We start from the raw sequence: 20,742 nt of genomic DNA on the forward strand, positions 1-20,742 counted from the left end.
GGAGCCGACCGTTCATGGGCTTTTGAGCCTGATGGTTCTGGTTGCGCATGCTCTGTCGGCCTGACGCATTCGAGGTTAGGATCGAGCGTTGAGACTGTCCAAGACTTGTTTGGGCTGACTTGAGTCTCCGAAGGTCTCACCAAGGACGTGACATGCTCGATCTCCGCCAGCTCCGCTACTTCGTCGCCGTGGCCGAGACGGAACACGTCGGCCGAGCCGCCGAGCAGCTCCACATCTCCCAGTCGCCGCTCAGCCGGCAGATCGCCCAGCTGGAGAAGGAGCTCGGCCTGGCCCTGTTCGAGCGCGACCGGCAACGGATCCGCCTGACGTCCGACGGCCGCGTCTTCCTCGCCGAGGCGCAGGCCCTGCTCACCCACGCCGGGCGGCTGGAGAACCTGGGGCGTCGGCTCGGGCGGGGCGAAGAGGGCGGGCTCTGCGTCGGCTACGTACCCGACGCCATGCACACCGGGCTCCTGCCCGCAGCACTGCGCACGCTGCGCCTGGAGCGTCCCGGGATCCATGTGGCGCTGTACGGGCAGCAGAGCGCCGAGCAGTTCGAGGGGTTGCGGCAACGCAGTCTCGACATCGCGCTGGTCCAGGAGCCGCCGGCCGAGGACGACCCGGATCTGCGCTCGGCGCTGCTGCTGGAGGATCCCCTGCTGCTCGTGCTGCCGGGCGGCCATCCGCTGGCGGACAAGCCGGATCTGCTGCCGGCGGATCTGGACGGGCAGCCGTGGATCGCCGTGGAGAGCAGCAGCGATCCGGGCTGGCGCGACGCGTTCGTCGCTTCGTGCGTAGCGGCCGGTTTCACCCCGGACATCACGCTGGACGCCGCCGAACCCCTCACCGCGCTGGGGCTCGTCGCCTCCGGGTTCGGCCTGGCGCTGGTGCAACGCAGCATGGTGCGGGGCACGGCGCCCGGCGTGGCCGTGCGCGAACTGCCCTGGCACAGCGGGTCCGCCCGGCTGTGGGCGGCGTGGCACCGCATCGATCTGCGGCCCGTGGTGGGGTCCTTCCGCGCCACGGTGCTCGGCGCCACACCGACGTAAACCTGTTGGCGCGATCATCGCGGCCTGGCAGGCTTCACCCGTAACCACCCACAACCAAGGGGCGTAGCTCAGCGGCCAGAGCGGCGGTCTCCAAAACCGTATGTCGCAGGTTCGATTCCTGCCGCCCCTGCCATCACCGGCCGGTCTCCGGCCACCACCCGGCCTCGGTCAACGCACGTCGCCACGCCAGTCCCACTGGTGGCTGTCGGGCGACCGCGGCCCGTACTCGGCGCGTCCGCCGGGCCCGTAGGCGCCGATCTCGGTGACCAGCCCGACGCCGTCACGCAGGTCCGCGTCGCCCCAGCCGGTGACGTCGAGCAGTAGCCCGTCGAGCGGGCCGCCGACCAGCTCGCGGTAGTCGTGTCCCGGCCTCGGTCCCGGGCGGGGGTCGTCGTGGTCGGTGCCGTACACCCGTCGCTGCCTCATCAGCTCGTCCATGCGGGCAGCATCCCACCGAGCACTGACAACGGCTCGGTACGAGGGTCCATCCGGCCACGCCCCATGCCGGGCCGTCCGGTCCGGTACCGGGCGGTGGCCGGAAATCGGCGCGCGCCCGCCCGTCTGCTGTGGCACGCTCCACCGATGCACCTCTCACCGCGCCTGATCCCGCTGCTGGAGCAGTTCGACTTCGCCTGCGAGCGGCTCCTCGCCCGCCTGGCCGGTCCCGTCATGGACAGCGGCAACGGCGTCGACATCGGCGTCCCCCCGCTCGGCGACGAGGAGTACCTCTGGGAACCCGTGGCCGGCTGCTGGTCCGTACGCCGTCGCGGAGACGGGCCCGGGGCACGGGCGACCGCCCTGACCGGGGCCGGGGACTGGGGGCGGGACTCGGCGGAATCTCCGCATCCGTTCCCCCCGCCGTTCACCACCATCGCGTGGCGTCTGAGCCATCTCACCGAGATGCTCGCCCTCCGCGCCGATCACACCCACGGGAGCAGGGCGCTGACGCGCGACGGCTACCGCACTCCGGGGGACGCCGCCGGGGCGGTCGCCGCGCTGGAGACCGCGTCCGCCGCCTGGCGCGAGTCCCTGCTCACGGCCGACGACGTGGCCCTGGACACCGTCGGGTACAGCACCTATCCGAACGGCAGCGACGCCGAAGATCTCTTTGTCGACATCGTCTGGTGGGTCAACCAGGAAGTGCTGCACCACGGCGCCGAGATCGCCCTGCTCCGCGATCTGTACCGCGCCCGGCAGTCCTGAGCGACGCCCCCGCGGCCGGGCGGCCGCAGCGGTCGCCGCAGTCGCCGCTCAGGGGCCCCCGCCATATGATTCAGGGACTTAACGCACCGCGGAGCGGCACATGAACCGGCGTCGGACTCCCCGCTCAGCTAGCGCCGAAGACCTGCTCAACAGCTTGCAGGACCTCACTGCGCGCGCACGGCGCGAAGTGGAGTTCCACCAGGCCAGGGTGGAACTGGCGCAGGCACTGCAGCGCGACATGCTTCCGGCGACCCTGCCGGCGCTCCCGGGTCTCCAGTCCGCGGCCCGCTACGCGCCCGCCCGCCACGGTCTGGACATCGGCGGCGACTGGTACGACGGATTCACGCTCGCGGACGGGGCCCTCGGCTTCGCCATCGGCGACGTACAGGGTCATGACGTCGAGGCGGCCGCCTTCATGGGGCAGGTCCGCATCGCCATGCGGGCCATCGCGGGTACGGCGTCCGATCCGGGCGAGGTGCTGGGCCGGACGAACGATCTGCTGCTGTCCGTGGACTCGGGACTCTTCGCGACCTGTACGTTCATGCGGCTGGACCCGGCGACCTGGGAGCTGCACAGCGCGCGGGCCGGGCACGTGGCGTGCGTGTGGGCCACCACGGAGGGCAGGTCCGGCGTCACGGAGGACCCGGGCGGCCTGCCGCTGGGCATCGAGCCCGGCGAGGGCTACCCGGTCACCCGGCGCACCCTGGACTCCGACGGGGCGATCGTGCTGCTCACCGACGGGGTCGTCGAGGGACCGTCGCTGCTGATCGAGGACGGCCTGGAGCGGGTCCGGCTGCTGGTCGCCGCGCACGCGGGGGCGAGCGCGGCTCAACTGGCCGACGAAGTCCTGGGCGCGGCGGAACTGACGGGGCACGAGGACGACGCCGCCGTACTGATCCTGCGGCACGCCGCCGCCCGCCGCGGACCGCGGTGACGCCGGACCGTACCGCGCGTGTCACCTGCCGACTCCCGCGGCGGTCGGTGTCTGATGAGTGGTGTGATCCGCAGCAAGGAAGCCAGACGTCGAGCCGTGTACGTGGCGCAGATCCTGGGCGTGGCCGGCGCCTACTACCTGTCGGGCCGGCTCGGGCTGATGCGCCAGGTGGTCGTGGACGGCGCGGTCGTCACTCCGCTGTGGCCGCCCACCGGCATCGCGCTGGCCTCGTTGCTGTGCCTGGGCCCCCGCGTCTGGCCGGGCATCGCGCTGGGCACGCTGGTCACGGTCTCGGAGATCGGCGACGCGTTCACGGTGAGCCGGCTGGCCATCATGCTGGGCAACACCGTCGCCCCGCTCACCGCGTACGCCCTGTTGCGGAGGTTCGGATTCCGCAATGAGCTGGCCCGGCTGCGGGACGGGGTCTGCCTGGTCTTCATCGGGGCGTTCGCGGGGATGCTGATCAGCGCCACGGTCGGGAGCTTCACTCTGCTGCTCGACGGCAAGGTGCCACCGGGGCGGTTCTGGCTGGTCTGGGCGTCCTGGTGGGCGGGTGACGCGATGGGCGTCCTGGTGGTCACCCCGTTCCTGCTGGTCCTGCGCGGGGTGCGGTGGCCCCGCCCGAGCGACCGGTGGCTGGAGGCATCGGTCCTCGCGGTCGTCGTGGTCGTGTCTTCGCTGCTCGCCACGCGCAGCTCGCTGTCGATGATCTACCTCGTGTTCCCGGTGATCATCTGGTCGGCCCTGCGCTTCCAGCTACCGGGCAGCGCGCCGTGCGCCCTGGTCGTCTCGGTGCTCGCCATTCTCGCCGGCACGGACGCACTGGGGCCGTTCGCAGGGCACAGCCTGATGGAGATCATGGCCAATCTCTCGCTGCTCAACGGATGCGTCGCGCTCACGGCGCTGCTGCTCGGGGCCATCGTCGCGGAGCACAAGAACATCCGCCGTGAGACGGAATACGCCGTCGAGGAGCTGGAGGCCCTGGTGGAGCAGCTCGCGCCGTTGTCGGGGCCGACCGCGACACGGTACGAGGACAGACCGCGGCGGCACAACCCGCTCGACGGCGGCCCCCACCCGGATCACCGGTAACCCGTACGGACGTAGATCACCGGCGACTCGTGGGGACGTACCGACGCCTCGAAAGGGCGTGGCGCCGACGGTCAGTACGGCAGGGGGCGGCCGGACGGTGTGCGCAGATCGAGCGGCGGCGGCCCCGAAGGGGGCGGGGGACGCCGGACGACAACTCGGATGCGGCCCATTGCCACCACCTCCTCCTGGTCAAACGGTATGTGCCCAGTCGGCGCGGCTTCACACTTCCGGCGCTCCCCGGCCCGTCCGCCCGGTCCGCCCCGGGGGTGCGGCGCGGATGCGGGCGGGGCCCGGTGCGGTGACCCTTGATGTGTGGGGGCGCAGAGTCGACGAGGAGGACGCATGTCCGCAATGGACAAGATCAAGAAGATGCTCAAGGGCCACGAGGACCAGGCCGGCAAGGGCGTCGACAAGGCCGGCGACATGGTCGACGACCGTACGCAGGGCAAGTACAAGGGTCACGTCGACACCGCCCAGGACAAGCTCAAGCAGCAGCTGGGCACGGACCGCGACCAGGACGGGCCGCCCCGCGCCTGAGCCGCCCCGCCCATGACCGGGTGGCCGCCCCCGGTCGCCGCCCGTCCCGCGCACCGGTCCGTGTCACGGATCACCTTCCGTGACACGGACCGGTGCGCGCGGTGCGTCGGACCTGCTGCGCACCGTGCCTCCGTGAGCCCGACGGGGCCCGGCGGCGGAGGGCCGCGGTGAAGGTTTCCGGGGTTTCTCGCCGGATTCTTGTTATCGTCCCGCCCGCACCCCTTCTCCCGAGTGTGGGAAGTGACAGCACCGGACCCCGGAAGAGTGAGCACAGCATGGGCAAGGATCACCCGTCGGTCTTGATCGCGGCGGCGCAGGGCGGCGACCAGCAGGCCAAGGACCAGCTTGTCTCGGCGTACCTGCCGCTGCTGTACAACGTCGTCGGACGCGCGCTGGACGGTCACGCGGACGTGGACGACGTGGTGCAGGAGACGGTGCTGCGGATGCTCCGGGGCCTGCCCGAGCTGCGCGACCCGGAGCGTTTCCGTTCCTGGCTGGTGGCGATAGCCATGAACGAGATGCGCACGCACTGGCGCGAGAGGCAGTCGGGTGCGGTGCCGGCGGACCGGCTGGACGCCGCGTACGACCTGCCGGATCCCCGCGCGGACTTCGTCGAGGTGACGATCCTGGAACTCGGCCTGACCGGCCAGCGGCGGCAGGTGGCGGAGGCGACGCGCTGGCTGGACGAGGACGACCGCGCCCTGTTGTCGCTGTGGTGGCTGGAGACCGCCGGGCATCTGTCCCGGGCCGAGGTCGCCGCCGCTCTCGAACTCTCCCCGCAGCACACCGCCGTACGGGTGCAGCGGATGAAGGCCCAGCTGGAGGCGGCGAGGGTCGTGGTGGGCGCGCTGGCGGCGGAACCGCCGTGCGTGCTGCTGGAGGACATCACCGCCGGCTGGGACGGCGTCCCCTCCGCCCTGTGGCGCAAGCGGCTGGCCCGCCATGCCCGCGAGTGCACGGTGTGCTCCGGTCACGGCTCGGGGCTGGTGCCCGCCGAGGGGCTGCTGGTGGGTCTCGCGCTCGTTCCGGTGGCCGCGGCGGCGGGAGCGGGAGCAGCTCCCGACCTGCTCGCCACGGCGGCGCACCTCCAGGCGCCCGCTCCGGGCGCCGACAGCGCCGGGGCGGGGCGCGCCGAGCGCAGACGGGTGCAGGCCCGGCGGCGCCGTCGTAACTCGGCCGTCGCCGCCGTGGTCGCGGTAGCCGCGCTGGGCACGGGCGGCGCCGCGGTGCACCTCTACACCGACGGCGACGAGCGCAACGCGAAGACCGTCACAGCCGACGCCCCGGCACCCCGGACGGAGGCGTCCACGTCGGCCGCGCCGACGTCCTCCCCCTCCCCCTCGGCCTCCGAGTCAGCCAGCGCCTCAGCGTCGCCGAGCCCCTCGCGCAAGCCCAAGCCGAAGCCGAAGCCGAAGAAGAGCACGACGCCGCCGCCCGCTCCGAGTTCCGCCGCCCCGGTTCCGAAGCCGGACCCGCCCGCCCCCGCGCCGCCCGCCCCGTCGGGCATGGCCGGGCAGGTCGCCGGGCTGGTCAACGCGGAGCGAGCGAAGGAGGGCTGCGGTCCGGTGTCCGTCAACGACCTGCTGAACACGGCCGCGCAGCGGCACTCCGCCGACATGGCGGCCCAGGACTACTTCTCGCACACCTCGCAGGACGGCAGGGACCCGGGCGACCGGATCACCGCCGCCGGATACCGGTGGTCCACCTATGGCGAGAACATCGCCAAGGGCCAGCGGACGCCGGCCGATGTGATGCAGTCCTGGATGGACAGTCCGGGGCACCGTGCGAACATCCTCAACTGCTCGTTCAAGGAGATCGGTATGGGGAAGCAGGATTCCGGCGGCGGTCCGGTGTGGACGCAGGTGTTCGGCGCCCGCTGAGTCCGCGCAGCGCACGCCTACGATGCGGTCATGATCGCTGAACTGGAGTGCGTGGTCCTGGACTGCTCGGACCCGGGGGAACTGGCCGGCTTCTACGCGTCGTTGCTCGGCGGCGAGGTCGACCGGCCCGACCGGCGGTGGGAGTGCGGGGCGGACTGGTCCACGCTGCACGCCCCCGGTGGACTCGTCCTCGCCTTTCAGCGGGTGGCCGGCCACCGGCCGGCTCGCTGGCCCGACCAGGACCCGCCCCAGCAGTTTCACCTGGACTTCGGCGTCTCCGACCAGGAACGGGCGCACGAGGAGGTGCTGGAGTGCGGGGCGTCCCTGCTCGACGCCGGGGACGGCGGGCGGAGCTGGCGCGTGTACGCCGATCCCGCCGGGCACCCCTTCTGCCTGGTACGGCACTGATCGTTCCGGCCCCGCTCCTGCGCTCCTGGCTCGTCCGGTGCGGCCGTTCACCGGCCGCACCGGAGCGCATCGGGGTCAGCGCAGGGCCAGCGTCAGCGCCGTGCCGAGGCAGCTCGCCGCGCCCACCGCACCCACCGAGACGGCGACGCAACGGGCCCGGAGCCGGGCGTAGCGCCCGGTGTACTCCTCGCGCAGTTCATCCGCGCGGTCGCGGATGCGGGTGAGTGACTCCCGGGATGCGGCGACGCGTTCGGCGATGAACACCCGCTCGACGTCCTCACGCTGCGCCGTGGTCAGCCAGGGCAACTGGTCGGTGAAGCGGCGTGCCTGCCGTCGCGCCCGTTCGACCTCGGCGTTCCACAGCAGAAAGCCCTCCAGCTGCGCCAGGCCCCGGGCGCTGTCCTTGTCGGGTTTCACCTGTCCTCCTCTCCGTCGCGTCGTCAGAACCGGGGCCGGAGTCACTCCTGCCGGTCCCCCGGGGCGACGATCCTGGATGTGTCGGGACGGTTGGTGCTCTCCTGCACGGACCGGACCGTCGGGTGGTGCAGGTCGAACGCCGGGGATTCGGAACGGATCCGCGGCAGGGTGACGAAGTTGTGCCGCGGCGGCGGGCAGGAGGTCGCCCACTCCAGCGAACGGCCGTACCCCCACGGGTCGTCGACCTCGATCTTCTTGCCGTACTTCGCGGTCTTCCAGACGTTGTAGAAGAACGGCAGGATCGACAGGCCGAGCAGGAACGAGGAGATCGTCGAGATCGTGTTCAGCGCGGTGAAGCCGTCGGCGTCGAGATAGTCCGCGTAACGACGCGGCATGCCCTCGGCACCGAGCCAGTGCTGCACCAGGAACGTGCCGTGGAAGCCCACGAACAGCGTCCAGAACGTCATCTTCCCGAGCCGCTCGTCCAGCATTTTGCCGGTGAACTTCGGCCACCAGAAATGGAATCCGGCGAACATCGCGAACACCACCGTGCCGAACACCACGTAGTGGAAGTGAGCGACGACGAAGTACGAGTCGGAGACGTGGAAGTCCAGGGGCGGCGAGGCGAGAATGATCCCGGTCAGACCGCCGAACAGGAAGGTGACCAGAAACCCGACGGCCCACAGCATCGGGGTCTCCATGGAGATGGACCCCTTCCACATCGTGCCGATCCAGTTGAAGAACTTCACGCCGGTCGGCACCGCGATGAGGAACGTCATGAACGAGAAGAACGGCAACAGCACTCCGCCCGTGACGTACATGTGGTGCGCCCAGACCGTCGCGGAGAGCCCTGCGATGGCGATGGTGGCCGCGACCAGTCCGATATAGCCGAAGACCGGTTTGCGGCTGAAGACCGGGAAGATCTCGGTGACGATGCCGAAGAACGGCAGGGCGATGATGTAGACCTCGGGGTGACCGAAGAACCAGAAAAGGTGCTGCCACAGGAGTGCGCCGCCGTTGGCCGCGTCGAAGACGTGCGCGCCGAATTTTCGGTCGGCCTCCAGCGCCAGCAGGGCCGCCGCGAGGACCGGGAAGGCCAGCAGGACCAGGACACCGGTCAGCAGGACGTTCCAGACGAAGATCGGCATGCGGAACATCGTCATGCCGGGTGCGCGCATGCAGATGATAGTGGTGATGAAGTTGACCGAGCCGAGGATCGTGCCGAAGCCGGAGAACGCGAGGCCCATGATCCACATGTCGGCGCCGATACCCGGCGAACGGACCGCGTCGTTCAGCGGGGCGTAGGCGAACCACCCGAAGTCCGCCGCGCCCTGCGGGGTGAGGAAGCCCGCCACCACGATGAGCGAGCCGAAGAGGTACAGCCAGTACGCGAACATGTTCAGCCGCGGGAACGCCACGTCGGGCGCGCCGATCTGCAGCGGCATGATCCAGTTCGCGAATCCGGCGAACAACGGCGTCGCGAACATCAGCAGCATGATCGTGCCGTGCATCGTGAACGCCTGGTTGAACTGCTCGTTCGAAATCAACTGGATGCCGGGCCGGGCCAGCTCGGCCCGCATGACCAGGGCCAGGAGTCCTCCCACGCAGAAGAACGCGAAGGAGGTGACGAGGTAGAGCGTACCGATCGTCTTGTGGTCCGTCGTGGTCATCCACTTGATGACCACGTTGCCGGGTTCCCCGCGCCGTACCGGCATTTCGTCCTGGTCGGCGGTATCGGTCTCCACCGGTTGCGAGATGCCCCTCGTCGTCACTACGACGCTCCTTCGGTCGACGGCCCGTATGGACTCGGCGACCAGAATGGACCCGCGGCGATCGGTGCGGTGGGACATCCCTCCCCGTCCGGCGCGAGCGGCCGACAAGGACACTCAAATGGCCTACGGCGAACGCTCCGTCCTCGGTCCGGGCGACCGGAAGTGCCCGTCAACGCCCGGGAGCCGATCGGATATTCCCTCGCCGGGAGCGGAATAGCGCCTCTGGAAACGGAGTTGGTGAAGCGACGGAACCACTGCTCTTCACTCACCCTCATTTCTCTCCACTCCTGCCCACTCGGCAAGCTTCGGAAGGTCGGATCCATGAAGATCGGCATCATCGGCGCGGGCAACATCGGCGGCAATCTGACGCGACGTCTGGCCGCCCTCGGCCACGAGGTCTCGGTCGCCAACTCCCGCGGCCCTCATACGCTCACCGCTCTCGCCGAAGAGACCGGGGCGAAGCCGGTGGCAGCGTCCGATGCCGCGAACGGCGCCCAGGTGGTCGTGGTCACCGTGCCGCTCAAGGCCGTTCCCGACCTGCCCGCCGGCTTTCTCGACGGCGCGGCGGAGGGCGCCGCGGTCATCGACACGGGCAACTACTACCCGCAGCGTGACGGGCGCATCGCCGTCATCGAGGACGGGCTGCTCGAGAGCCGGTGGACGGAGCTGCACATCGGCCACCCCGTGATCAAGGCGTTCAACGGCACGTATGCCCAGGACATCCTGGACCGGGGCCGCCCGCGGGGCACCGGGGGCCGGCAGGCGCTCCCGGTGGCCGGCGACGACCCGCGGGCGAAGCAGGTGGTGCGCGACCTCATCGACGAGCTGGGCTTCGACACGGTCGACAGCGGCGGCCTGGACGACTCGTGGCGCCAGCAGCCGGGCACGCCGGTCTACGGCAGCCGGGGCGATGCCGACGACATCGCGAAGGCGCTCTCGGAAGCGTCGCCGGAGCGCACGGCGGAGTGGCGCGCCTGACAGCAAGCGTCGTGCGGGAGGGTCGGCCGGACGAGAACTCCGGCCGGGCGGGCTACGGGGGTGTCCGCCCGGCCGGATCGTCGGCCGCCCTCAGACCACTCCTGTCACGGTGATCCGCACCGAGACCACGGGCTCCTCGGGCAGCGCCGCGAGGACCGCCGCCTGTACGGCCCGAGTGACGTCGAGCGCCCGGTGACCGCGGCGCAGCACGAGCCGGATGTCCAGGCGCCAGCCGCCCTCGTCCCGGCCGACCCGCACTCCCGGGGTCCGGTTCCCGGTGAGCGGGACGCGGCGCTGGGTGCGGTCGGTGATCCGGGTACGCAGCAGGTCCGCCACGCCGGGGCGCAGGAAAGCGACGCCCGGCACACCGCGAGCGGCCTCGACCGCCGCCCCGGCCACCTGGTCCCGGCGTGTGTCCGCGGTCATCGCGCTGCTCCCGTCCCGTATCCGTCGGCCCGGCCGTCCACGTGATCGCCGCCGGCCGTGCCCGTGCCGTCGGCGCCGTCGGCGGATCCCCCGTGGCCGGCGTCCTCGTAGAAGATGTCGAGGCTGTCGACGGGGTCGAGGATGTCGACGACCAGGACGTCGGTGGTGGTGAGGCGGATGCCGATGTCCCGGTCGGCGACCTCGGCGATCCGTGCGCGCACGGCGTCGGCCAGGTCCCGCATGGGCAGGCCGAGGCTCGCCGCGACCTCGACGCGGACGTGCAGCTCCCCCGTGGGGTCCGCGGGGTCGAGGGGGGCGACGCGGCAGCTCCCGGCCCGCACCCCGGGCAGCCGGTCGACCGCCGCCCGCAGCATCCGTGCGACCGCGGCCTCCACCATCCAGTGGTCCTCCTCAGGCTCCCCGAGCGGCAGGGGGCGGCCCGGGCGCAGTTCGAGCCGTACGAGGTCCATCACGCGGGCCGTCACGGCCGTCGCGTCCGGTGGTCCGGGCTCCCGCGCACAGGAGCGGCGCACCGCGTCGCCGAGGCCCTTGAGGTCGGCCAGGGCGGCCGAGCAGTGGGGGCAGTCGGCGAAGTGGGGGTCGTCCGACGCGTGGCCGTTGTCCCAGGCGTCCCAGACGTCGGTGAGCAGCCGCCCGCAGTCGAGCCGCTCGTCCTCCTCCTCGTACCGGCTTTCCTCCGGCCGGTCCGGGTTGGCGCTCATCGCCATGCGCTCATCGCCTCCGTCAAGGAGCGGCGGGCGCGGAAGACCCGGCCGCGGACCGCCTGCAGACTGATTCCGACCGTTCCCGCGATGCTCTCGTACGACAGTCCCTGCATCTCTCGCAGCACCCAGCACACGCGCTGTTCGGGTGACAGGGCCGCCATCGCCTCGGCCAGCGCGTCGGCCGCGGCCCTCGACTCCATCGCGCGGACGGGGGACGCCTGGTGCTCGGGGGCGGCCTGCTCGGGCACCGAGTCGAGGTCCGCCGCCGGTCTGCGGGCTCTGAGCCGGTTGAGGCACCGGTTGGTCACGATGCGGTGGAGCCAGGTGTGGAAGGAGGCGTCACGGCGGAACTCGGGGAGTTTGCGCCAGGCGCTCACGAAGGCGTCCTGTACGGCGTCCTCGGCGTCCGCCCGGTCGCCGAGAACCCGCGTCGCCAGCTGGAGCATCGCGGGACCGTGCCTGCGCACCAGCACTTCGAAAGCCTCCTCGTCGCCCTCCCCGGCCCGCACGACCAGCAGCGCCTCGTCGGACGGCACGGCGTCCGGTACGCGCTCCGTCAGCTGATTCCCGTCACCGGGCACGGACCAACTCCTTCCCCGCTCATTTCCACGACGCTCGCTCCTGCTTCTTCCTGGCGTCCTCATGACCACTTCTCGTCGTTGGACACGGCGCGGGACCGAACGTCACGCACCGCGCGGAAATTTTCCACGAACCCGCGTGACGAATCGGCGGACGGCGTGTCCAACGAGATGTCAGGCAGAACGAGCCGAGCGATACGCGAGGAGTTTCCATGACCACGACCCAGGCAGCAGCAACCGTCCCCGCCGCGGGCACCCCTTCGGGGGCGGGCGGTCCGAAGCAGAGCGGTTCCACGGGCGGGACGACCACACTCGGCAGCGGGGCCACCGGGGCGACCGAGCCCGCGGCGACGCGGGGCCGCACCTCCATCGCGGACACCGTCGTCGTGAAGATCGCGGGGATGGCTGCCCGGGAGATCCCCGGGGTCCACGACATGGGCGGCGGCCTCTCCCGCACACTCGGCGCGGTCCGCGACCGGGTGCCGGGCGGGCGTCCGAACATCGGGCGGGGCGTCAAGGTCGAGGTGGGAGAGCGCCAGACCGCCATCGACCTCGATCTCGTCGTCGAGTACGGGGTCGCGATCACCGATGTGGCGCACGACGTCCGCGAGAACGTCATCGCAGCCGTGGAGCGCACCACGGGCCTTGAGGTCGTCGAGGTCAATGTGACGGTCAACGACGTGCATCTGCCCGAGGACGACGACGAGGCTGCCCCGTCCGAGACCCGCGTGGCGTGACGGCGTGACACGGAGCATGGACGACTCCGGCCGGCCGGGCGGTGCGCCCGGCCGGGGCGTGGTCGGGGCTGCGGCGGGCATGGCACTGGGCTTCGCGGGCTGGTTCGGCGGGTTCGGAGCGTTTCTCGTGGTCGCGTCGCTCGGCGCGGTGGGCTGGTTCGCCGGGCACTTGGTGGACCGAGGGACCAGCTTGCGCGAGTTCCTGGACACGGTGGCGGGGCGGAGGCCATGACAGTCCCCGCCACCGGGCGTGGCACAACGACGGTGGCCCCCCGCGCCGTTCGGCGCATCGCCGAGCGGGCGGCGGCCGAGGCGCTGCCCGACGGCGGCGCGGTGACCGGCGGTTCGGCGTCGGTGCGCGGCGCCTCCGCCCGGGTCACGCTCCGCGTGCGACTGCCGTATCCGCTACGGGCAGATGAGACGGCCGGGCTGATCCGCGACCGTGCGCGGAGCCGGACGGCGGCCCTGACGGGTCTGTCCGTCCCCCACGCCGACATCCGGATCGACGCGCTCTCGGTGCGCCCCGTGCCGCCCGCCCGGGAGCCCACGGGCGGCGAGCAGCCGGGGGCCGACGCTACGCCGCGCGGGGTTGAGGACGCCGCCCGAAGCGGTGGCCGGGGCGGCCGGATCCGTGCGCAGCGTCGGCTCCCGGCGGCGGTGACGGCGGCCGTGGGGGCCGTCGGCTGTGCGCTGCTCCTGGTCGACGTCGTTGCTGTCCGGCTCGGCGGCACACCCGCCGCCTGGCGGACCTGGCTGGTCGACTGGGCGTCGACGCACGGTCCGGCGGACGCGGCGGTCCGGGTCTGCGGGGCCCTGGCAGCGATGACCGGTGTCTGGCTGCTGGGGTGCGCCCTGCTGCCGGGGCTGCGGCGCGGACTGACCATGGCCGCGCCCGCGCCGGGCCTGCGGGCGGCGCTCGACCGTACGGCCGCCGCCCGGATCGTCCAGGACAGGACCGCCGCCGTACCCGGGGTGGTTCGGGTCCGGGTGCGTGTGCGGCGGCGGCGCGTGAAGGTGCGGGCAGGAGTGGGGTTCGGGGACCCGGAGCAGGTACGCGCCGAGGTGGTCCGGGTCGTCGGAGCGGCCCTGCCGGAGCTGGGCCTGGCACGGACGCCCGCGCTGCGGGTCGGGGTCCGGGTCCGGAGTGAACCGCGCGAGCATCCGCCGTCGGCCGAGGAGGACACGAAATCCCAGGCGGCTTCGCCGACAGCGGCAGCAGCTTCGGCTGAACGGCGAGAGGGGTGAAGGAATGTCGGTGATCAGGCGAGGTGTGGTCAACCGCTCGCTGCTCGGTGCGATCGGCCTGGTGCTGGTGGCCGGTGGCGGCTGGCTGGCCGTGGGCGGCGGTTCGGCATGGGCTCCGCTGGAGGCCCGTCTGCCGCAGTGGTGGCCGGTGCCATCAGCAGAGGGGGTACTGCTGGACCGCGGGCTGCCGGCACGGCTCCGGGAGAACGGCTGGTGGACTCCCGCACTGATCTCCGGGCTCGCCGTCGTCCTGTCACTGCTGCTGTGGTGGTTGGCCCGTCAGGCGCTGTCGCGCGGTCCGCGGTGGGCGGTGTTGCCGCAGACCGGACCGGTGCTGCGCAGGCGTGCGTGGGAACGGGCGATGACGGCGCAGGTGGCGGCGTTCGACGACGTGGCGCGCGCCCGGGTGCGCCTGGTGGGCCGGCCCCTGCGAGCGGTCGTGACGGTGGTCGTGGAGCCCGGGGCCCGGCCCGCGGAGGTCGCGCGATCCTTGACCGGAGTCATCGCGGACGCCCGTGCCAGCAGCGGCGTACAGGGCCTGCCGGCCGACATACGGATACAGGTCGCGAAACGCCGGGAGCGGCGGACGCGTTGAACCGCTGCGAATCCGGTTGCTGGATCGCGCCAGGTGGTCCGGTCGACACCGCCCGCGGATGAGCGGAACCACGCCTGGCTCCGGCCCCTCCCCCCACCTCACACGCACCCCACACCCAACGGAATCTACCCGCGAGTAGGGTGTGGGCTCCGGGATGCCGGCTTCACGGTCCGTACGGCACCCGGGCGTGTCCGTCGACGGCCGTGGACAAGGAGTCGCGCCATGCCCCGCACCATGTCCGTAGCGGACAGCATCATCATCGACGCCGCCCCGGCGCTGGTCTACGAACGGCTCAGCGACCCCACGGCGATGGGGCGTTGGAGCCCGGAGAACCGCGGCGCGACCGTGCACGGCGATCGGCGCGAGGCGTACGTCGGCATGGTCTTCGAGGGGCGGAACAAGCGCGGTGCGGCTCGCTGGACGACCCGGTGCACGGTGACGGCGGCCGACCACGGCGAGCGCTTCGCCTTCCGGGTGCACGCGATCGGTCTGCGGCGTCCGCTGCTCCCGGGACCGATCGCCACGTGGGAATACCGTTTCGAGGCGGTGGACGGAGCGACCCGGGTCACCGAGACCTGGACCGACGACCGCCGTCGCTGGCCCGACTTCCTCGCCAACGCCTTCGACCGCGTGGCGACGGGCGGGAAGACCTTCGCGCAGTTCCAGGGCGGCAACATCCGTACGACGCTGAAGCGTCTCAAGGCGGCACTGGAGGCAGACGATCTGGGCGCCGGAAACTAGCCGGCCAGGCGGCTAGACGGCCCAGTGCGGGGGGCGGCTCAGGGATGTGGGGAGTGCTGTTCTCGCGTTGCCCTTGGCAGCGTTGAGCTGGGCCTGAGTGAGGAACAGGCTTCCCGTGAGGTCGGCGCCCGAGAGTTCGGCGTCACGGAAGTCCGCACCGATGAGGTCGGCCAGGCGGAGATCGGCATCGGTGAGATCGGCGGCGATCAGGTAGGCCCCGCGGAGGTCCGCTCCGCGCAGATCGGCGCCACGCAGGCGGGCCCCGATGAGGTCGGCACCGCGGTGGTTGCGCTTCTTGCGGCGGGGCGCGGCGGCCCGGACGAGTTCGCTGGTGCGCAGAAGCAGACCGGCGACCCGGTCACGGTGACCGGCGACGTCCAGTTCGGCGAAGTCGACGGCGGGGCGCTCGGTGTGCCGTTCCGTCTCTTCCAGGGCTCGGCGGATCTCGGTGTGCAGAGGGCGTGCGTCCGGCAGCGTAAGGGCCTCGGTGAGGTACCACAGCAGTTCATGGAGCTGGCGCATGACCGGGAACACCTGGAACATCTGGGCGGCGAGGTCGGGGGACGAACGCCAGTCGCGGCCCCCGTAGGTCACCTGGGAGACCTTCTGCCCCGCGCCGAAGCAGTCGTACACGGTGCAGCCGGAGAAGCCCTTCGGACGCAGCCGGGTGTGGATGCCGCAGCGGAAATCGTCCTGAAGGTTGGGGCAGGGCCGCCCGGCGGCCTTGTCGATGGCGAAGTCCGACGAAGCCGTCAGCGTGAGTGCGACGCAGCAGAGGGCGAAACAGTTCGTGCAGTCCGCGCGCAGAGCCTCCCGTCCGTTGTCGGGCACGGCGGTCGGATCGTTGTCGGGCACGGGTGGCGGGTCCTCGCGTGGATGGTCCTGTGGACATGGCGGGTGTAGAGCACACGAGTCTACCGAGGAGCCGGGGAGCGGCGCTCCCGCCTGCTGCGCCGGTGCACACTGGGCGCCGTAGGTATGACGAGGGGGACGCATGGGCACCGAGGAGAGCAGCGGATTCGAGCCCGCGACCGGCGACGGTCCACCGGCTGCCGAGCCCGCGGCGGCACGGGCCGCTTCGGTGCGGACCGCGTTCGAGGGACTGCTGCAGATCCGTCGCCTCACCGGTAACGGGCGGCCCGACCCCGTGGCCGCGCCGGCTCCGTGGGAACGGAACCGCCCGGTGAGGGCGGTCGCGTTGGCGCTGGAGAGGTCGGGGGCGACGCCTTCGGCCGTCGACCCGGCGGGGCGTCGCGTGTCGGCCGGATACCGGGTGAGTGACGGGGAGTCGGCAGGGTCGGTGCGGGTCGAGTGGACCGGGCCGCCCGGCAGCGGCGCCGCTCACGACGAGGAGGAGGCGCTGGCGGGCTGCGCTTCGGCCCTGCGGGAGCTGGGCTGGACGGTGCTGCACTACCGGGGGCCCCGCAGGCGGCGCTACCTGGAGGTGGAGCCACCGAGCGGGCCGTCCGGCGGGCACGGCCGGGCTTGAGGCGGCGTTGTCAGACCCATGAGAGATGCTTGACGGTCCGACAGCTCTGAGGAGGAGATGCTGAGATGGACAGCGACGAACTCGCCGCGGCGCAGGCGTACGTCCGCCTGTTGGAGGCCACCCGGGCAGCGCTCGCGGACCCCGACGACGCACCGGTCTACCTGCCGCTGCTCACCTCTCCGATGAGGGAGGCCGACCAGGCCCTGCGCAGCGCAGGGCTGACGGGCAACGAGGACCGGCTGTTCGCTCTCGTCCGGGCACTGCAGCCGAGCCTTTCCGGCAGCGACAGATAGACGCGCCGGACGGGCGGCGCCGGAGGCCACAGGCTGCGTCCGTCCTCCTACCCGGCCTGTCCCTCCCATGCGGAGGTTTCTGCGAGGCCCGGAGCGAGACCGAGCTCTTCCTCGCCGGGGCCGAGGGGTGCGAAGAACCGGGCGACCTCCTGGTCGTCGACCTCGGCGAGGGAGCCCGGCTTCCACTGCGGGTCATTGTCCTTGTCGATGATCCGGGCACGCACGCCTTCCACGAAATCGGGGTGCTCGAACGCCCGGCTGGAGACGCGGAACTCCTGGTCGAGAACGGCTTCCAGGGTGTCGAGCCGGGCTGCACGGCGGACGGCGGCGAGGGTGACCTTGAGAGCCAGGGGCGACTTCGTCAGCAGTTCGTCCGCCGCCGCCTCCGCTGCGGGAACGCCGCTCTCGCGCAGCTTCCGGACGATGTCCTCCACGGTGTCCGCCGCGTAGCAGGCGTCGATCCAGTCGCGCTGCGCGGCGAGTTCACCGGCGGGCGGCTCCGTGGCGAACCCCTGGACGATGCCCGCAGCCGCATCGTCCGGGCGGGCCGGCTCTCCCAGCGCTTCGGTCAGGGCCGGCAGGAGGCGGGCCGGAACATGGTGATCGGCCAGGCCGCAGAGAATGGCGTCCGCCGCGCCGACGGAGCGGCCCGTGAGCGCCAGGTGGGTGCCCAGTTCGCCGGGGGCGGCGGCCAGCAGGCGGGTGCCGCCGACATCGGGCACGAACCCGATCGCGGTCTCGGGCATGGCGACGCGTGAGCGTTCGGTGACGACACGAATTCCGGCGTGGGCCGACACCCCGACTCCGCCGCCCATCACGATGCCGTCCATCAGTGCGACGTACGGCTTGGGGAATCGGGCGATGCGGGCGTTGAGGCGGTACTCGTCACGCCAGAACTCCAGGGACGCGTGTCCCGAGGCCCGGGCATCGTCGTGCAGGGCCCGGATGTCGCCACCGGCGCACAGGCCCCGGTCGCCGGCCCCGGACAGCAGCACCGAGTCGATCGCCTCGTCCTGCTCGGCGCGGGCCAGGGCCTCGTCGAGAAGCCGCACCATGGTGTGGCTGAGGGCGTTGAGGGCCCGGGGGCGGTTCAGTATGAGGTGCAGGCAGGCGCCCCGCGTCTCCAGCAGGACGGGCCGGTCGTCGTTCATGCGTGCGCTCCGCTCGCTGCGCTCGTGGACACGTGTGAGGCCGTCTGTGGTCGCGGACGGTCCTCGGCTGCCATTCTGCGGCCCCCGGATCGGACCGTGGTGGGAGGGGGTCTGTGCAGGGCGGACCCGCGGGCAGACGGAGGCAAGGCACGGCGCAAACGCACGGGAGCGCGGGCATATGGGCTCGTGGGCGAGCCGCTGTGGCACTCCGATGGATGCGGCTCGACAATTGAGGCCTACGGGGTGCGCCGACGCACTGCCCCGCCGGACGACCTCCGGAGCAGGAATGACCGACGACGAACGGCGGCAGGACGCCGAAGCCTCTCCGCTCCGCCGGATCGACCGGAAGACCAACGGTGAGATCCGGCCGACGGAACGCCTCGCCATGAATCGGACCGGCAGCTTCGACTGGGATCTGGACACCCGGACCCTGGACATCGACGAGGCCGGGCTCATGGTGTTCGGCGTGGATCCGGCCTCGTTCGACGCCCGCCCGGGGGCCCTGTTGGAGCACCTGGAGCCGGCGGAACGGGCCCGGCTCGACGTCACGATCGACGAGGCCATCACCGGCGGCAGCAATTCCTACAGCGTCCACTTCCGCGTACCGCTGGACGACGGGACCACGCAGTGGACCCATGTCCAGGCCCGCATTCTCCGATCGAAGGACGGAAGGGCCCACCGGATCGTGGGGGTCGTCCGGGACGCGACGGCGGAAGTCACCCATTCGGCCTTCGTACTCGACCTGGAAAAACGACGACAGCGCCAGACCAATATCGTTGAACGAACAACGAGTGCCATGTCCCGCGCGGTGACCGTGGACGATGTGACAGCCGCCCTCACCGGACCCGGCGGGCTGGCCCGGCTCGGGGCGGACGGTCTCGCCCTGGGGCTCGTGGAGAGTTCCGCCCTGAACGTCGTCGCGCTGAGCGGGGAGTCGCTCGAAGTGCTCGACGGGCTCGGTTCCGGTGACCTCGACCGCAACCTCCCTCTCGCGGACACCATCCGCAGCGGCCGCCCCCGCTTCATCACCTCTCTCGCCGCGCTGGCCCGTCGCTACCCGGAGCTGGAGCCGCATCTCGGCAGGCTCAAGTTCCGGGCGGCGGCGTATCTCCCGCTGGTGGCCCAGGCCCGGTCGCTCGGTGGTCTGGCCCTCTTCTACCGCGAGCGCACGGTCTTCAACGCCGACGAGCGCATTCTGTGCCTGGGGCTCGCCGCCATCGTGGCCCAGTCCCTCCAGCGGGCGATGCTCTTCGACGAGGAGCGGGAGTTCGCCACCCAGCTCCAGTCCGCGATGCTCCCGCCCCGGATACAGGACGTCGAGGGCGGCGAGATCGCGGTCCGCTACCACGCCGCGTGGAGCGGCCGACAGGTCGGGGGCGACTGGTACGACGTGATCACCCTGCCCAAAAACCGTTACGGGCTGGTCGTGGGGGACGTTCAGGGGCATGACACCCACGCGGCCGCGATCATGGGCCAGTTGCGCATCGCCCTGCGCGCGTACGCCGCCGAGGGACATCCGCCGGCCACCGTGCTGGCCCGGGCCTCCCGCTTCCTCGCCGAGCTGGACACCGAGCGCTTCGCCACCTGCACGTACGCCCAGGTCGACCTGGGGTCCGGAGCGGTGCAGGTGGTGCGGGCCGGGCATCTCGGCCCGTTGATCCGCCATGTCGACGGGCGGGTCGGCAGCCCGCAGGTGCGCGGCGGGCTGCCGCTGGGCACCTCCACGGACCTCCTGGACGAGGAGTATCCGGAGACCCGGCTCGACCTGGTACCCGGTGAGACGTTCGTCCTGTACACGGACGGGTTGGTGGAGGAGCCCGGAGCCGACCTCGACGCGGGGATCGACGCGCTGCGCAACGAGGTGAGCGCCGGGCCCGCAGGGGCCGAGGCGTTGGCCGATCACCTGTCGGAACGGCTGTGGGAACGGTGGGGGTCAGGGGACGACGTGGCACTTCTGGTCCTGCGCCGGAGCCCGGACGTGGGGTCGTCGCACGCGCCGCGGCTCCACCAGTACATCCACCAGGCGGACCCGGAAGGGCTCTCGGACGCCCGCGCGATCGTGCGCCAGGCCCTCGCGGACTGGGACATGGCCGAGTTCGCGGACGACGCCGAGCTCGTCACGGGCGAGTTGCTGGTGAACGTGCTCCTGCACACCGAGGGCGGGGCCGTCCTGACCCTGGAAGTGCTGCCCGAACCGGTACGGCGGATCCGGCTGTCGGTCCAGGACCGGTCCAGCGCCTGGCCCCGTCGGCGTACGCCGGGCGAGACGTCCACCTCCGGCCGCGGACTGCTCCTGCTCGACGCGGTCGCCACGCGCTGGGGGATCGAGCCCCGCGGCGAGGGCAAGGCCGTCTGGTGCGAGATCGGCCCCACTCCCCCGCCGGCCACCGCGCCGCCGCCGACGGTCGCGGAGCGGTGACGGACGAAGGGGTGTGGCGGCGCCCCCCCGGGGTGGGGCCCCCCCCCCCGCCCCGGCGCCGAACGGCGCCCCCCGG

General features: G+C 71.9%; 24 protein-coding genes and 1 tRNA gene. 17 read left to right on the top strand and 8 right to left on the bottom strand.

Going from position 1 to position 20,742, the window contains the following annotated elements:
• Positions 1 to 152: 152 nt before the first annotated feature.
• Positions 153 to 1,049, top strand: a complete 897-nt coding sequence (locus ACFWRV_RS07385) for a LysR substrate-binding domain-containing protein (RefSeq protein ID WP_384329573.1) — start codon at positions 153 to 155, stop codon at positions 1,047 to 1,049.
• A 57-nt stretch (positions 1,050 to 1,106) separates the two neighbouring features.
• Positions 1,107 to 1,182, top strand: a tRNA-Trp gene (locus tag ACFWRV_RS07390).
• A 35-nt stretch (positions 1,183 to 1,217) separates the two neighbouring features.
• Here ACFWRV_RS07390 and ACFWRV_RS07395 read toward each other — a convergent pair.
• The gene (locus tag ACFWRV_RS07395; protein WP_352242516.1) at positions 1,218 to 1,487 is read right to left on the bottom strand and encodes a hypothetical protein; all 270 of its coding nucleotides are present in this window, start codon (positions 1,485 to 1,487) and stop codon (positions 1,218 to 1,220) included.
• Positions 1,488 to 1,631: 144 nt separating this feature from the next.
• Here ACFWRV_RS07395 and ACFWRV_RS07400 point away from each other — a divergent pair, with 144 nt between their 5' ends.
• The 6 genes from ACFWRV_RS07400 (at position 1,632) to ACFWRV_RS07425 (ending at position 7,100) form a co-directional block, all read left to right on the top strand.
• Positions 1,632 to 2,252, top strand: coding sequence for a DinB family protein (locus ACFWRV_RS07400; RefSeq protein WP_384329577.1), 621 nt, complete (start codon positions 1,632 to 1,634; stop codon positions 2,250 to 2,252).
• Positions 2,253 to 2,352: 100 nt separating this feature from the next.
• Positions 2,353 to 3,186, top strand: a complete 834-nt coding sequence (locus ACFWRV_RS07405) for a PP2C family protein-serine/threonine phosphatase (RefSeq protein WP_384329581.1) — start codon at positions 2,353 to 2,355, stop codon at positions 3,184 to 3,186.
• 63 nt (positions 3,187 to 3,249) lie between these two features.
• A complete protein-coding gene (locus ACFWRV_RS07410; RefSeq protein ID WP_384329584.1) occupies positions 3,250 to 4,275 on the top strand; it encodes an MASE1 domain-containing protein in 1,026 nt (341 codons plus the stop codon).
• Between the two features lie 342 nt (positions 4,276 to 4,617).
• The gene (locus ACFWRV_RS07415) at positions 4,618 to 4,812 is read left to right on the top strand and encodes an antitoxin (protein WP_023607830.1); all 195 of its coding nucleotides are present in this window, start codon (positions 4,618 to 4,620) and stop codon (positions 4,810 to 4,812) included.
• 275 nt (positions 4,813 to 5,087) lie between these two features.
• Positions 5,088 to 6,692, top strand: coding sequence for a sigma-70 family RNA polymerase sigma factor (locus ACFWRV_RS07420; RefSeq protein ID WP_384329588.1), 1,605 nt, complete (start codon positions 5,088 to 5,090; stop codon positions 6,690 to 6,692).
• 30 nt (positions 6,693 to 6,722) lie between these two features.
• Complete coding sequence (locus ACFWRV_RS07425) at positions 6,723 to 7,100, top strand: VOC family protein (protein ID WP_384329591.1); 378 nt, start codon at positions 6,723 to 6,725, stop codon at positions 7,098 to 7,100.
• Between the two features lie 75 nt (positions 7,101 to 7,175).
• On the opposite strand, the gene ACFWRV_RS07430 is transcribed toward ACFWRV_RS07425, so the two are convergent.
• Together ACFWRV_RS07430 and ctaD are read right to left on the bottom strand one after the other, a co-directional pair.
• Entirely contained in the window at positions 7,176 to 7,517 is a 342-nt protein-coding gene (locus ACFWRV_RS07430) for a hypothetical protein (RefSeq protein WP_384329594.1), read from the bottom strand.
• Between the two features lie 41 nt (positions 7,518 to 7,558).
• A complete protein-coding gene (gene ctaD, locus ACFWRV_RS07435; protein ID WP_384329806.1) occupies positions 7,559 to 9,232 on the bottom strand; it encodes a cytochrome c oxidase subunit I in 1,674 nt (557 codons plus the stop codon).
• Between the two features lie 378 nt (positions 9,233 to 9,610).
• Here ctaD and ACFWRV_RS07440 point away from each other — a divergent pair, with 378 nt between their 5' ends.
• The gene (locus tag ACFWRV_RS07440; protein ID WP_384329597.1) at positions 9,611 to 10,267 is read left to right on the top strand and encodes an NADPH-dependent F420 reductase; all 657 of its coding nucleotides are present in this window, start codon (positions 9,611 to 9,613) and stop codon (positions 10,265 to 10,267) included.
• A gap of 90 nt (positions 10,268 to 10,357) precedes the next feature.
• On the opposite strand, the gene ACFWRV_RS07445 is transcribed toward ACFWRV_RS07440, so the two are convergent.
• From ACFWRV_RS07445 to ACFWRV_RS07455, 3 genes are read right to left on the bottom strand one after another with little or no spacing between them, the layout of a single operon-like run.
• Entirely contained in the window at positions 10,358 to 10,693 is a 336-nt protein-coding gene (locus ACFWRV_RS07445) for an Asp23/Gls24 family envelope stress response protein (RefSeq protein ID WP_384329600.1), read from the bottom strand.
• Complete coding sequence (locus tag ACFWRV_RS07450) at positions 10,690 to 11,421, bottom strand: hypothetical protein (protein ID WP_384329602.1); 732 nt, start codon at positions 11,419 to 11,421, stop codon at positions 10,690 to 10,692. The genes ACFWRV_RS07445 and ACFWRV_RS07450 overlap by 4 nt, the downstream gene beginning before the upstream one ends.
• Positions 11,412 to 11,999: an RNA polymerase sigma factor gene (locus tag ACFWRV_RS07455; protein WP_384329605.1), complete on the bottom strand. Its 588-nt coding sequence runs from the start codon at positions 11,997 to 11,999 to the stop codon at positions 11,412 to 11,414. The genes ACFWRV_RS07450 and ACFWRV_RS07455 overlap by 10 nt, the downstream gene beginning before the upstream one ends.
• Before the next feature lie 209 nt (positions 12,000 to 12,208).
• Between ACFWRV_RS07455 and ACFWRV_RS07460 the strand changes: the two genes are divergently transcribed.
• The 5 genes from ACFWRV_RS07460 (at position 12,209) to ACFWRV_RS07480 (ending at position 15,314) form a co-directional block, all read left to right on the top strand.
• Entirely contained in the window at positions 12,209 to 12,733 is a 525-nt protein-coding gene (locus tag ACFWRV_RS07460; RefSeq protein ID WP_384329608.1) for an Asp23/Gls24 family envelope stress response protein, read from the top strand.
• 16 nt (positions 12,734 to 12,749) lie between these two features.
• A complete protein-coding gene (locus tag ACFWRV_RS07465) occupies positions 12,750 to 12,965 on the top strand; it encodes a hypothetical protein (protein ID WP_384329809.1) in 216 nt (71 codons plus the stop codon).
• A complete protein-coding gene (locus tag ACFWRV_RS07470; protein WP_384329611.1) occupies positions 12,962 to 13,978 on the top strand; it encodes a DUF6286 domain-containing protein in 1,017 nt (338 codons plus the stop codon). The genes ACFWRV_RS07465 and ACFWRV_RS07470 overlap by 4 nt, the downstream gene beginning before the upstream one ends.
• A gap of 4 nt (positions 13,979 to 13,982) precedes the next feature.
• Complete coding sequence (locus tag ACFWRV_RS07475; protein WP_384329614.1) at positions 13,983 to 14,573, top strand: hypothetical protein; 591 nt, start codon at positions 13,983 to 13,985, stop codon at positions 14,571 to 14,573.
• Positions 14,574 to 14,795: 222 nt separating this feature from the next.
• Positions 14,796 to 15,314: an SRPBCC family protein gene (locus tag ACFWRV_RS07480; RefSeq protein WP_384329617.1), complete on the top strand. Its 519-nt coding sequence runs from the start codon at positions 14,796 to 14,798 to the stop codon at positions 15,312 to 15,314.
• A 12-nt stretch (positions 15,315 to 15,326) separates the two neighbouring features.
• Here ACFWRV_RS07480 and ACFWRV_RS07485 read toward each other — a convergent pair whose 3' ends face one another.
• Entirely contained in the window at positions 15,327 to 16,169 is an 843-nt protein-coding gene (locus tag ACFWRV_RS07485) for a pentapeptide repeat-containing protein (RefSeq protein ID WP_384329620.1), read from the bottom strand.
• 139 nt (positions 16,170 to 16,308) lie between these two features.
• On the opposite strand from ACFWRV_RS07485, the gene ACFWRV_RS07490 reads away from it, so the two are divergent.
• Positions 16,309 to 16,803, top strand: coding sequence for a hypothetical protein (locus tag ACFWRV_RS07490; protein ID WP_384329623.1), 495 nt, complete (start codon positions 16,309 to 16,311; stop codon positions 16,801 to 16,803).
• A gap of 65 nt (positions 16,804 to 16,868) precedes the next feature.
• The gene (locus ACFWRV_RS07495; RefSeq protein WP_006129422.1) at positions 16,869 to 17,096 is read left to right on the top strand and encodes a hypothetical protein; all 228 of its coding nucleotides are present in this window, start codon (positions 16,869 to 16,871) and stop codon (positions 17,094 to 17,096) included.
• A 47-nt stretch (positions 17,097 to 17,143) separates the two neighbouring features.
• On the opposite strand, the gene ACFWRV_RS07500 is transcribed toward ACFWRV_RS07495, so the two are convergent.
• Positions 17,144 to 18,247 (bottom strand): enoyl-CoA hydratase/isomerase family protein, encoded by a 1,104-nt coding sequence (locus ACFWRV_RS07500; protein WP_384329627.1) that lies wholly within the window; start codon positions 18,245 to 18,247, stop codon positions 17,144 to 17,146.
• 286 nt (positions 18,248 to 18,533) lie between these two features.
• On the opposite strand from ACFWRV_RS07500, the gene ACFWRV_RS07505 reads away from it, so the two are divergent.
• A complete protein-coding gene (locus tag ACFWRV_RS07505) occupies positions 18,534 to 20,666 on the top strand; it encodes a SpoIIE family protein phosphatase (RefSeq protein ID WP_384329630.1) in 2,133 nt (710 codons plus the stop codon).
• Positions 20,667 to 20,742 lie beyond the last annotated feature (76 nt).

The sequence above is a fragment of the Streptomyces sp. NPDC058576 genome, assembly GCF_042718715.1.
Classification (GTDB): Bacteria; Actinomycetota; Actinomycetes; order Streptomycetales; family Streptomycetaceae; genus Streptomyces.